The following is a 13,795-nucleotide window of genomic DNA, read 5'->3' as shown; positions in this document are numbered from 1 at the left end:
ACCGCAAGGGTCGGGGTTTGTCCCGTTTTGGCGCGAACTTTGTTCGTCCAATACGGGAAAACGCTCCGAACTTCGTTAAGAACGGTTAAGCTACGCGCGCGCGATTTTGCGGTCGGACGTCGATCGCGCCGGTATCGGGGGAAGTCATGGGTAAGTTGTCGGCTGGCGCGGCGAAGGCCGCCGTTGCGGAGTCCACGCGCGTGGATCGTCTGGCGCGGTTCGCCGAGGGGCTGGAGCAACTGGCCGGACGCTGGGAGCGCGAGGCTCGCGACCCGCGGGTGGCCGCGGCCCTGAGCGAGCGCTTCGGCGCCTCGGCCCCGGAACTTCTGGCCACCCAGGACGCCGTCGCCCATCTGCTGGCCTCGTCCTTCGGAGCGCCCGGCGCCCTGCCGCCCAAGCTGCTGCTGCGTCTGCACGACGCCCTGGCGGTCCTGGCCGTGCTGGCGGCCTATGCGCCGCCGCCGGCCGAACTGAACATCGTCCCCATCGTCGACGTGAAGAGCCGGGCCCAGGCGGTCCGGATCGAGACCGCCGCGCGCAAGCTGCTCAAGGGCCTGGGCCGGGTCCTGGCGGTCGGCGCGGTCGGGGCCACCGTGCTGGGCGCCTTGCCGGCGGCGGCGGGCGACTACACGGCCAACGCCAACGGCGGCGGGGCCAGCAACGGCACCAGCCTGCCCGCCCACGGCACCAACGGCGACGGCGGCAATGACGGCGGCTCGATCAGCCCCTCGATCAACGGCAGTTTTGACAAGGCCGGCGGCCCGGCCGTCAGCGTCACGGCCAACGGGAGCAATGGCGGCAACGGCGGCGACGGCTTCCTTGTCCCGCCCTTGGTCCTGGTCGGCTTCGGCGGCGACGGCGGGGTCGGCGGCGACGGCGGCGCGGTCGATCTGACGGTCGGCGGCGACGTCTCGACCACCGGCGACAACGCGGTGGGCGTCCAGGTCAAGAGCAACGCCGGCGCGGGCGGCGACGGCGGCGACGGCTACGGCGCTTATGGCGAGGGCGGCTCGGGTCGGCACGGCGGCGCCGGCGGCTCGGCCAACCTGACCAACAACGCCTCGGTCACGACCGGTGGCAACCAGTCCTCGGCCCTGTTCGTGCAGAGCACGGGCGGCGCCGGCGGCGACGGCGGCTACGGCGCGGGCATCGTCGGTTCGGGCGGCGCCGGCAGCGGCAGCGGGCCGGGCGGCTCGGTGGGGGTGATCAACAACGGCCTGCTGGAGACCTGGGGCACGGGCTCGAACGGCATCCTGGCCCAGAGCGTCGGCGGCCTGTCCGGCTCGGGCGGCTCGGCCGGCGGCATCGGCGCCTTCGCGGGCGGCTCCAACGCGGCGGGCGTCGGCGGCGCGGTCAATGTCGCCAACCATGACGGGATCATCACGCACGGTGCCGTCTCCTACGGCATCCTGGCCCAGAGCGTCGGCGGCGGCGGCGGCGCGGCCGGCGGCGCGGGCGGGATCGCGGCTCTGGGCGGCGCGGGTTCGGGCGGCGGCAACGGCGGCCAGGTCGACGTGTTCAACGACGGCGTGATCGAGACCGGCGGCGTGGCCTCGATCGGCATGTTCGCCCAGAGCGTGGGCGGCAGCGGCGGCGTCGGCGGCGGGGCCGGCGGCCTGGTCGGCATCGGCGGCGGCGGCGGCTCGTCCGGCGACGGCGGCGCGGTGACCGCCACCAACGCGGGCCAGATCTTCACCCACAACGACCTGGCCACGGGCGTGTTCGCCCAGAGCATCGGCGGCGGCGGCGGCAACGGCGCGGGCGGCGGCGGTCTGGTCGGCATCGGCGGCGACGGCGGCGCCTCGGGCAAGGGCGGGACCGTCACGGTGTCCAACACCGGCACGGTCGAGACCGACGGCAAGCTGGCCGCGGGCGTGTTCGCCCAGAGCGTGGGCGGCGGCGGCGGCAACGGCGCGGGGGCCGGCGGCCTGGTCGCGATCGGCGGCAAGGGCGGCGCGGGCGGCGACGGTGACACGGTCACGGTCGTCAACGACGGCGCCCTGACGACCCACGGCTATGACTCCTACGCGGTGTTCGCCCAGAGCGTGGGCGGCGGCGGCGGCAACGGCGGCGGCGCGGGCGGCATGTTCGCGATCGGCGGCGGCGGCTCGGGCGGCGGCATCGGCGGGACCGTCAACGTCACCAATCACGGCGCGATCGTCACCGACCTCGACGGTTCGGGCGGCGTGTTCGCCCAGTCGGTCGGCGGCGGCGGCGGCAACGGCGGCGACTCCACCAGCGTGGGCCTGTTCGTCAACCTGTCGATCGGCGGCTCGGGCGGCACGGCCAGCCGGGGCGGCGACGTCACGGTCATCAACGACGGCTCGATCGCCACCGGCGGCGACCGGGCCACGGCCATCTACGCCCAGAGCGTGGGCGGCGGCGGCGGCGACGGCGGCTTCGGGGCCGGCGGCGCGATCGGCGTCTATGGCGCGGTCAGCATCGGGGTCGGCGGCGACGGCGGCGCGGGCGGGGCGGGCGGGGTCGTCCATGTCACGGCCGACGGAACCCTGGTCACCACCGGCGCGGATTCGCGCGGCGTGTTCGCCCAGAGCGTGGGCGGCGGCGGCGGCGACGGCGGCTACACGGTCGCCGCGGCCCTGGCGGTCGGCGACGTCGGCGCGGCGGCGGGTTCGATCTCGGTCGGCGGTTCGGGCGCCGGCGGCGGGGCCGGCGGCGAGGTCACGGTCGATCACACCACCGGCGTGAACATCGACACCAGCGGCGATCGGGCGGTCGGCGTGTTCGCCCAGAGCGTGGGCGGCGGCGGCGGCAACGGCGGCTGGAGCGGCGCGATCGCGCTGGCGGCCTCGGGCGGCGCCAGCGCGTCGATCGGCGTGGCCGTGGGCGGCGGCGCCGACGACGGCGGCAAGGGCGGCAAGGTCACGGTCGACACGGCCGGCCAGATACACACCCGGGGCGTCGACGCCTCGGCCATCTACGCTCAGAGCATCGGCGGCGGCGGCGGCACGGGCGGCTTCGCCCTGGCCGGGGCCCTGGCCGGCGGCTCGGCGGCCGGCGCGGCCTCGGTCGGGGTCGGCGGTTCGGGCGGCGCCGGCGGCGAGGGCGACGAGGTCAAGGTGCTCAGCGTCACCGACATCGTCACCGAAGGCGACCGTTCGGCCGGGATCTTCGCCCAGGCGGTGGGCGGCGGCGGCGGCAGCGGCGGCTGGAGCGGGGCGGTGGCGGGCGCGGGCGGCGTGGCCGGCGGCTCGGTCGGCGTCTCGGTCGGCGGCAGCGGCGACCACGGCGGCAAGGGCGGCGTTGTAACGGTCAACAGCGTCGGCCAGATCGACACCCTGGGCGAGGACGCCACGGGCATCTTCGGCCAGAGCGTCGGCGGCGGCGGCGGCAGCGGCGGCTTCTCGCTGGCGGCGGCCGTGGCGGGCGGCGAGGGCGCGCTGGCGGGCTCCGTCGGAGTCGGCGGTTCGGGCGCGGGCGGCGGCGACGGCGACACGGTCGACATCATCACCCACGGCGACATCCATACGCGCGGCGACCGGGCGGCGGGCGTGTTCGCCCAGTCGATCGGCGGCGGCGGCGGCAACGGCGGCTGGAGCGGCTCGCTGGCGGGGGCCGGCGGCGTCGGCGCCGGCGCGGTCGGGGTTTCGGTCGGCGGCTCGGCCGACGGCGGCGGCGTGGGCAAGGACGTCTCGATCCTCAGCCGCGGCGCGGTGGCCACCGAAGGCGACGACGCGGCGGGCCTGATGGCCCAGTCGGTTGGCGGCGGCGGCGGCACGGGCGGCTTCTCGTTGGCGGCGGGCATCGCCGGCGGCGAATTCGCGGGCTCGGCCTCGGTCGGGGTCGGCGGTTCGGGCGGCGGCGGCGGCAAGGCCGGCAAGGTCCTGGTCGACACCCAGGGCGACATTTCCACGATCGGCGATCGGTCCTCGGCCATCTACGCCCAGAGCGTGGGCGGCGGCGGCGGCTCGGGCGGCTGGACGGGCGCGCTGGGCATCGCCGGCGGGACCGGGGCCGGCACGGTGGCGGTCGGGGTCGGCGGCAGCGGCGACGTCGGCGGGGCCGGCGACACGGTCGGGGTGACCAGCGTCGGCGACCTGGAGACCCAGGGCGCGGATTCGCACGGCATCCTGGCCCAGTCGATCGGCGGCGGCGGCGGCAGCGGCGGCTTCTCGCTGGCGGCCGGCGTGGCGGGCGGCGAGACGGCGGGGGCCGGCTCGGTCTCGGTCGGCGGGTCGGGCCTGGGCGGCGGCGACGCCGAGGCGGTGACCGTCTCGACGGCTGGAGACATTCATACCCACGGCGACCGGTCGGCGGGCGTCTACGCCCAGTCGGTGGGCGGCGGCGGCGGCGACGGCGGCTGGAGCGGTTCGCTCGCCATCGGCGCGGGCCAGACGGCGGGCGCGGTCGGCGTCAGCGTCGGCGGTTCGGCCGGCCTGGGCGGCGCGGGTCGGGCCGTCACGGTCGACAGCGTCGGCACGGTGATCACGGAAGGACACGACGCGGCGGGCCTGCTGGCCCAGAGCATCGGCGGCGGCGGCGGCACGGGCGGCTTCTCGCTGGCGGCCGGCGTCGGCGCGGGCCAGACGGCGGGCGCGGCCAGCGTCAGCGTCGGCGGCACGGGCGGGGCGGGCGGTATCGCCGGCCGGGTCGAGGTCAGCAGCGAGGGGACGATCGTCACGGGCGGCGACCGATCCTACGGCGTGCAGGCCCAGTCGATCGGCGGCGGCGGCGGCAGCGGCGGCTGGAGCGGTTCGCTGGCGGTCGGCGCGGGCAACAACGCCGCGGCGGTCACGGTCGGGATCGGCGGCGGCGGCGGCGTGGGCAACGACGGCGGCGAGGTCGAGGTCGACGTCATCGACCTGATCCTGACCCTGGGCGACGACGCCACGGCGGTGCTGGCGCAATCGATCGGCGGCGGCGGCGGCAGCGGCGGCTTCTCGTTGGCGGCTGGCGTCGGGGCGGGCCAGACGGCCGGCTCGGGCAGCCTGACCGTCGGCGGCTTCGGCGGCTCGGCGGGCGACGGCAAGATCGTCGAGGTCACCAGCCACGCGGACATCGGCACCATCGGCGATCGCGCCAACGGCATCCAGGCCCAGAGCATCGGCGGCGGCGGCGGAGCCGGCGGCTGGACGGCCGCCCTGGCGGTCGGGGCGGGCCAGACCAGCGGCGCGGTCGCCGTCGGCATCGGCGGCTTCGGGGCCGGCGGCGGCGACGCGGGCGCCGTGACGGTCGACAGCTTCGGCCAGATCTACACCATCGGCGACGACGCGGCGGGCGTCCTGGCCCAGTCGATCGGCGGCGGCGGCGGCAGCGGCGGCTTCTCGCTGGCGGCCGGCGTCTCGGTCGGCCAGAGCACCGGGGCGGGAACCCTGACCATCGGCGGCGGCGGCGGGGTCGGCGGCGACGCCGGCGACGTCACCGTCCACAGCCACGACGTGATCATCACCGAGGGCGATCGCGCCTATGCGATCCAGGCCCAGTCGATCGGCGGCGGCGGCGGCAACGGCGGCTTCTCGGCCTCGGTGACGGCGGCCCTGTCCTCGGGCGCGCCCAAGGCGATCAGCGCCTCGGTCGGCGGCTTCGGCGGCGCGGGCGGCGACGGCAAGGTCGTCACGGTCACCAGCGACCTCGGCGCCTCGACCTATGGCGAGGACGCCCACGCCCTCTACGCCCAGAGCGTGGGCGGCGGCGGCGGGTCCGGCGGCTTCTCGCTGGCCGGCGCCCTGACGGCGGGGACCAGCACGGTCGGCCTCTCGGCGGCCATCGGCGGCGCGGGCGGCGCGGCGGGCGAGGGCGGCGACGTCCATGTCGTCACCGACGGCGTGACCACCACCGACGGCGCGCGGTCCTACGGCGTGTTCGCCCAGAGCGTGGGCGGCGGCGGCGGCGACGGCGGCTTCGCCGGCGCCCTGACCGGCGGCCTTGGCTCGACCGACAACATCGCCATCGGCGTGTCGATCGGCGGCTTCGGCGGCGCGGCGGGCAAGGCCGGCGACGTCGAGGTGACCAACCACGGCAAGGTCGGCACGCTGGGCGACGGCTCCACGGCGGTGTTCGCCCAGAGTGTGGGCGGCGGCGGCGGCTCGGGCGGCATGGCCGTCTCGGCGGCCCTGGGCGGCGCCAAGTCCAAGAACATCTCGATCGCCCTGGGCGGTTCGGGCGCCGGCGGCGGCAAGGGCGGCGACGTCAAGGTCACCTCGACCGACCTGGTGGTCACCGAAGGCGACGACGCCATCGCCATCTTCGCCCAGAGCGTGGGCGGCGGCGGCGGGGCCGGCGGCGCGGCGGGCGCCCTGGCGGTGTCCGGCGGCGAGTCGACCAACCTGGCGATGAACATCGGCGGCTTCGGCGGCGCGGGCTCGCAAGGCGGCGACGTCACGGTCGTCAACAGCGGGCAGGTCTTCACCTCGGGCGAGCAGTCGCACGGCATCTTCGCCGAGAGCGTCGGCGGCGGCGGCGGCCACGGCGGCATGGCCGGCATCGACGAGAACCAGTGGTCCGACTACATGGCCGGCGGCGCCGGCACGGTCAGCCTGGGCTCCAACAGCAACAACATCTCGGTCGCCCTGGGCGGCCAGGGCGGCACCGGCGACGACGGCGGCGTGGTCAAGGTGACCAACAGCGGCGTGGTGGCCACCACCGGCGAGTCCCAGGCCAACGCCATCTACGCCCAGAGCATCGGCGGCGGCGGCGGCGACGCGGGCGTGGCCACGGCGGCATCCGGCAGCTTCGGCCAGGGCAAGAACGGCACCTACGCCGTCGCCCTGGGCGGCTTCGGCGGCGAGGCCGGAAACGGCGGCCTGGTCCAGGTGGTCAACAGCGGCTCGCTCAGCACGATCGGCGGCAACTCGACCGGCATCGTCGCCCAGAGCGTGGGCGGCGGCGGCGGCAGCGGCGGCGACGCCCGCGGCTTCTCGCTGGGCTTCGCCAAGAAGGCGGCCGGCACGACCAAGGCCACCTCGGTCAACGTGTCGATCGGCGGCCAGGGCGGGGCGGCCGGCGACGGCGGCCAGGTCGACGTGACCAACAGCGGCCAGATCCTGACCGAGGGCGGCGACTCGCACGGCGTGTTCGCCCAGTCGGTCGGCGGCGGCGGCGGTCGCGGCGGCCTGATCTCGACCCAGGGCGAGGAGGTCGTGACCTTCCTGGACCTGGCCAACAAGGGCGAGGCCAAGGGCGGCCAGATCGCCATCGGCGGTTCGGGCGCGGGCGGCGGTGACGGCGGCGCGGTCACGGTCGGCAACAGCGGCCTGATCTGGACCAAGGGCAAGGACGCCCACGGCGTGTTCGCCCAATCGGTGGGCGGCGGCGGCGGCGACGGCGGCTCGGGCCTGGCCGGCGAGGTCAGCATCGGCGGCCAGGGCGGCGTGGCCGGCGACGGCGGCGCGGTCAAGGTCAGCAACAGCGGGACCATCGTCACCGAAGGCGCCCTGTCGCGCGGCGTGTTCGCCCAGAGCGTGGGCGGCGGCGGCGGCACCGGCGGGGCCACCGACTACGACGGCCCCGACACCTATTCCTACAGCGACGCCCTTTCCAAGACGATGGGCGAGGTCGGCAAGCTGACCGACGCCAAGGACCTGGTCGACTCGTTCAGCGAGCCGGCCTGGGGGATCAGCATCGGCGGCACGGGCGGCTCGGCCGGTGACGGCGGCAGCGTCACGGTCGACAACAGCGGCGCGATCTACACGTCCGGCCGGCTGTCGCACGGGGTCATGGCCCAGAGCGTCGGCGGCGGCGGCGGCACGGGCGGCGAGGCGACGATCACCGGCCTCGGCCAGATCGTGTTCTCCGGCGTGGGCGGCACGGCCGGCGACGGCGGCGACGTCATCGTCACCAACAGCGGCCTGATCCAGACCGAAGGCTTCGGCGCCTACGGCATCTTCGCCCAGAGCATCGGCGGCGGCGGCGGCGTGGCCGGCGACGTGTCGCTGGGCATCGCCTCGTGGGGCGACTTCAGCGCCTACGGCGGCGAGGACTACAGCGACTACGCCGACATGAGCATCAACCCGCTGGACGGCTACGGCGGCGACGGCGGCGACGTCACGGTGACCAACACCGGCGACATCGTGCTGCTGGGCGCCGGCTCGGTCGGCATCTTCGCCCAGTCGGTGGGCGGCGGCGGCGGCCTGTTCGGCAGCGGCCTGGGCCTGTCGTTCGCCGGTTCGCTGGGCGGCACGGGCGACGCGGGCACGGTCACCGTGATCCAGAACGGCAACATCTGGGCCGGCGGCCTGAACGGCATCGGGGCCTTCTTCCAGAGCCAGGCCGGCGACGTGCCGGCGGCCGGATCGCACAGCCTGGCCGCGTCGGCCGCGGCGGCGCCGACCTATTCGGCGGCCGACATCGTCGCCACCCTGAACGGCGACGTTCATGGCGGCTCGGTCTACGGCAAGGGCGTGTTCGTCGACGGCGGCAAGAACAACGTCATCACCCTGAACGGCGTGGTGTCGGCGGCCTCGAACCTGGCGATCCTGGCGACCACCGGCAACGACACGATCATCAGCAACAAGGGCGTGATCGGCAACATCGACCTGGGTCGCGGCGTGAACGCCTTCCGCAACACGGCGGCCTCGACCCTGCTGACCCTGGACTATGTGAAGCTGAACGGCGGCCTGCTGACCAACGACGGACTGCTCACGCCGGGCGGCGCCGGCCTGGTGCAGGTCACCAGCGTCGAGGGCGACTTCAAGCAGACCGCGACCGGCGTGTTCCTGGCCGACCTGGACCTGGGCAAGACGGGCAAGGCCGGCGAGATCGACCGCCTGGACATCACCGGCTCGCTGGACCTGAAGGGCAAGTTCGTCCTGCAGATCGCCGACCCTGGCCACATCCTGCCGGGCGACCACACGGCCGCCATCCTCAACGGTTCGGGCGTGGTCACCGCCTCGGGCCTGCAGCTGGTGGCCCCGGTCTCGTCGATCGCCATGTTCGAGCTGAAGACCACGGCCGACGACCTGAACCTGCACTATGTGGTCGACTTCTCGCCGGCCGGGTTCAACGTCAACCGCACGGCCGTCGGCGACCACATCAACAACATCCAGCTGGCCGGCAGCACCAACGCCTTCGCGCCGGTGGCGGCCGAACTGTTCTGGGAGCCGTCGCAGGTCAATCTGGCCAACTATTACGACAGCTTCAGCGCCGAGACCTATGCCGACCAGGTGGCGGTGACCAACTTCGCCATCGCCGGCTTCACGGACTCGATGATGACCTGTCCGACGGCGCCGGGGCAGGGCGAGGCCGACAGCTGCGTCTGGGCCAAGGCCGGCGGGCGGCAGCTGACGCTGGACGCCACGGCCCAGGACATGGCGTACAAGGAGCGTTCGACGGGTCTGTCGGGCGGCTTCGAGAACGCCGCGGGCCCGCACTGGCGGTTCGGCGCGGCGGCCTCGGCCGAGAGCCTGCGGACCGGCATCCCGACCCGCACCCAGGGCGACGGCGACCGCTATCAGTTCGGCGCGGTGGCCAAGGCCGCCGACGGTCCGCTGACGGCCGCCATGGCCTTCACCGCCGGTTCCAGCTCGGTCGACACCCGTCGCGCCGTGCTGCTGCCCTCGGGCCTGCGGATGGCGGAAGCCAAGCAGCGCCAGACGTTCCAGGCGATCACCGCCCGGACCGGCTACCGCTTCGGCACGGACAAGGCCTACGCCAAGCCGATCGCTGAACTGAACTGGGCTCGGATCTCGACCGACGCCTTCGCGGAAAAGGGCGCCGGGGCGCTGAACCTGGTGGCACCCAAGCAGGTAGACCAGTCCACCCGCGCCAGCGTCAAGCTGGAGGTCGGCGGCGAGTTCATGCAGGGCGTCACGGCGATCCGGCCCTATGCCCGGATCGGCGCCAGCCACATGCTGTCGGGGCGCGCGCCGCAGTTCACCACCGCGTTCGAGAGCGCGGCGCCGGTGGCGGGTTCGTTCGACGTCGCCGGGCGGCTGGACAAGACGACGGTCGACGCCGAACTCGGCGCGGCCCTGGTCAACGCCAAGGGGGCCAGCGCCAGGGTCAACTGGTCGGGTCAGTTCGGCGACCGGGTCAGCAACCAGGCCCTGGCGGTGAAATTCACCGTGCCGTTCTAAGAACCTCTCTGACCCGCTCATCCCGGCGAAAGCCGGGACCCAGATGGAATGGCTTGGAAGCTGACGCCAAAAGCGCTGAGCCCTTCCAATCATCCGCACCGCTATAGGATCTGGGTCCCGGCGTTCGCCGGGATGAGCGGATTTGGGAGATGCTTGCGCGCGCCCAACGAAACTTGATACTTCGCACCCTGAAGCGACGGGGCGGGCTTGTTGGCCTGCCCCGTCGTCGCTATTTCGCGCTCTTCGCTTTTCCAGACAGACGAGACCACGCCCGTGGCGAAACCGGCCAAAGCCATCATTCTCAGCGCCGGCCAGGGCAAGCGCCTGTCGCCGCTCACCGATACGCGCCCCAAGTGCCTGGTCGAGCTTTCGGGCCGTACTGTGCTGCATTGGCAGCTCAAGCACCTGGCCGAGGCGGGGATCACCGAGGCGGTGGTGGTGACCGGCTTCGCCGCCGACACCGTCGAGAAGGAGGTCGCCGGGCTGGACGTCCCGGGCCTCGAGATCCGCACCCTGTTCAACCCGTTCTACGCCCTGACCGACAACCTGGCGACCTGCTGGCTGGCGCGCGGCGAGATGCGCGGCGACTTCCTGCTGCTGAACGGCGACACCCTGTTCGAGGCCCCGATCGCCGAGCGCCTGATCGCCGCCCCGCCGGCCCCGATCACCGTCACCATCGACCGCAAGGCCGCCGGCTACGACGCCGACGACATGAAGGTGCTGACCGAGGGCCTGTCCCTGCGCGCCATCGGCAAGACCATCGATCAGTACGACGCCGAGTCGATCGGCTTCCTGCGCTTCGACCCCGAGGGCGCGGCCCTGTTCACCCGCATCGTCGAGCAGGCCCTGCGCACGCCCGAGGGCCTCAAGCGCTGGTACCTCAGCGTCATCAACCAGATCGCCCAGGAACACGACGTGGTCCGGGTGCAGTCGATCGAAGGCCTGGAATGGGCCGAGATGGACTTCCCCGAGGACCTGCCGAAGAACCGCGAACTGGCGGCGGCCTGGGTCGCGGCGGGGGAGTAGGCGAGGGCGGGCGCCTCGGCGGCGCTCAACGGGTGTTCGCCGGCGCCGAAGGCTTGATCAAACCTCGATATTCCGTGCTCTGACGATTGTGTCGTCGGCGGCGCGTCGCCGTGCTCAATCCGGACATTTTCATGCTCGGAAACCCTTCAAGTAAGCCAGTTCTTACCCTGTCACCGGCCGGTCACATGCCGTCCCTATACGGCGGAGACCTCAGCCCAAACCGCTGAGCGTGCTTGAGGGGGCAGGCCGTTGGGCCAATACCTCCTTGGTGTTTTGGTCGATTCGAGCCCGGGGTCGGGCGGAACGGGGATTTCCATGCGTAGGTTCGGAACTCAAAAAGTCAGTCTGCTAACGGGCGCGGCGCTGTCGGCGCTGTCGTTCGGCGGCGCGCTCGCCCAGGAGGCGTCCTCGACGACCCTGGACGAGGTCGTGGTCACGGCCGAGCGCCGGTCGGAAAACCTGCAGAAGGTGCCGGTGTCGGTGGCCGTGGTCGGCGGCGACCAATTGCGCGCCATCCAGGGCGGCGGCGACGACATCATCTCGCTGTCGGGCAAGGTGCCCAGCTTCTACGCCGAGACCACCACGGGCCGGATCTTCCCGCGCTTCTACATCCGGGGCCTCGGCAACATCGACTTCTACCTGGGCGCCTCCCAGCCGGTGTCGATCATCCAGGACGACGTCGTGCTCGAGCACGTGGTGCTGAAGTCCAACCCGGTGTTCGACGTTCGACAGGTGGAAGTGCTGCGCGGTCCGCAAGGCTCGCTGTTCGGCCGCAACACCACCGCCGGCATCGTCAAGTTCGACACCAACCGGCCGACCCAGACCCTGGAAGGCCGCGCCAGCGCCTCGTACGGCACCTACGGCACGACCACCTTCGACGGCGGCATCGGCGGCCCGATCGTGGCCGACAAGCTGGCCTTCCGCGTTTCGGCGCTCTACCAGCACCGCGACGACTATGTCGACAACACCTTCGCCGGGACCAGCGCCGACGGCACCGTCACTCCGAAGAAGGACGCCATGGGCGGCTTCGACGAGAAGGACGTGCGGGTCCAGCTGTTGGCCACCCCGACCGAGCAGCTGACGGTCCTGGCCTCGGCCCACGCCCGCAACTACGAGGGCACCTCGACCCTGTTCCTGCGCCAGGCGCTGACCAAGGGCTCCAACGAACCCCACGCCCCGCGCGACAGCGTCGCCTTCGACGAGGCCGACAACAATCCGCAGGCCTACGACACCCAGGGCGCGTCGCTGAACGTGGCCTATGACCTGGGCCCGGTGACCCTGACCTCGATCAGCGCCTACGAGACCACCGCCGGCTACAGCCGCGGCGACACCGACGGCGGCGCGGCCGCCAACTATCCGGTCGGCGGCGTGCCCAACGGCTTCGGCCAATCGATGGGCCAGGTCCGCGACCTGGACCAGCTGACCCAGGAACTGCGCCTGGCCAGCAACGGCGACGATCGCCTGAAGTGGCAGGTCGGCGCGCTGTACTTCGACTCGCGCGACACGACCGACTTCTACCAGCGCGCCTATTTCCTCAAGCCCGGCTCGGCCGGCTACAATCCCAACAACTGGGTGCGGCTGGACAACCTCAACACCTCGTGGGCGGTGTTCGGCCAGGTCAGCTACAAGCTGACCGACGCCCTGACGATCACCGGCGGCCTGCGCGACACCTACGACGCCAAGAAGACCAAGCTGGTCAAGACGGCCAACACCGCCGCCAACGTCCAGACCTACGCCGGCCGTCGCTATGTGCGCCTGTCGGACGAGCAGGTCAGCTGGGACCTCTCGGCCAACTACGAGGTCAATCCCGACCTGAACCTCTACGCCCGCGCGGCCAAGGGCTTCCGCGGCCCGACCATCCAGGGCCGCTCGGCGGTGTTCAACAGCGACTTCACGACCGCCAATTCCGAAACGATCCTGTCGTGGGAAGCCGGCTTCAAGAGCACGCTGCTGGACAACACCCTGCGCCTGAACGCCTCGGCCTTCACCTACGAGGTCAAGGACATCCAGCTGAACGGCAACGACTCCAACGGCAACGGCGTGCTGTTCAACGCCGACAAGGCCAAGGCCTACGGCCTGGAAGCCGACGCCGAATGGCGCCCGATCTCCAACCTGACCCTGACGGCGGGCCTGAGCCTGCTGCACAGCGAGATCGACGACAAGCGCGTCTACGCCCAGGTCTGCGCGCTGAACAGCGTGGTGGTCTGCACGGTCAAGAACCCGACCAAGGCGATCGTCGGCCCCTTCGGCACCAGCTATTTCGCCCAAATCGACGGCCAGCCGCTGCCCAACGCGCCGAAGTACAACTTCAGCTTCACGGGCCGCTACGACGTGCCGGTCGGCGCCGACGGCAAGCTGTTCATCGCCACGGACTGGAACGTCCAGGGCTATACGAACTTCGTGCTCTACAAGACCGACGAGTTCTACTCGAAGGGCAACTTCGAAGGCGGGCTGAAGCTCGGCTACGAAGGCGGCGACGGCGCCTATGAAGTGGCCCTGTTCGGCCGCAACATCACCAACGAGAAGAACCTCAAGGGGGTCATCGAGAACTACATGGCGGCCGTCTACAATGAGCCGCGCATCGTGGGGATCTCGGTCAGCGCCAAGCTGAAATAGTCCGCGTCCACGTTTCGACCTCTCAAGGACCCCGTCGCCGACGCCGCTCCAGCGGCGCTCGGCGGCGGGGTTTTTTCACGTCTGGAGCTCGTGCAACCTCTATGGTTGCGCTTAAATGC

The 13,795-nt window shown here is 72.7% G+C and carries 3 protein-coding genes; all 3 read left to right on the top strand.

All coding sequences use genetic code 11. The features are described from left to right. Positions 1-146 precede the first annotated feature (146 nt). Entirely contained in the window at positions 147-10,034 is a 9,888-nt protein-coding gene (locus ASD38_RS24915) for an autotransporter outer membrane beta-barrel domain-containing protein (RefSeq protein ID WP_156390711.1), read from the top strand. Positions 10,035-10,307: 273 nt separating this feature from the next. Next, positions 10,308-11,060, top strand: coding sequence for a phosphocholine cytidylyltransferase family protein (locus ASD38_RS15295; RefSeq protein WP_056461119.1), 753 nt, complete (start codon positions 10,308-10,310; stop codon positions 11,058-11,060). Positions 11,061-11,375: 315 nt separating this feature from the next. Then, on the top strand, positions 11,376-13,676 hold the full coding sequence (locus tag ASD38_RS15290) for a TonB-dependent receptor (protein WP_056461116.1): 2,301 nt from the start codon (positions 11,376-11,378) through the stop codon (positions 13,674-13,676). Positions 13,677-13,795 lie beyond the last annotated feature (119 nt).

This window comes from Caulobacter sp. Root487D2Y, from assembly GCF_001427165.1.
Taxonomy (GTDB): Bacteria; Pseudomonadota; Alphaproteobacteria; order Caulobacterales; family Caulobacteraceae; genus Caulobacter.
The sequence above is the reverse complement of the archived record's forward strand: the minus strand, read 5'-3'. Positions and strand labels throughout refer to the sequence as shown.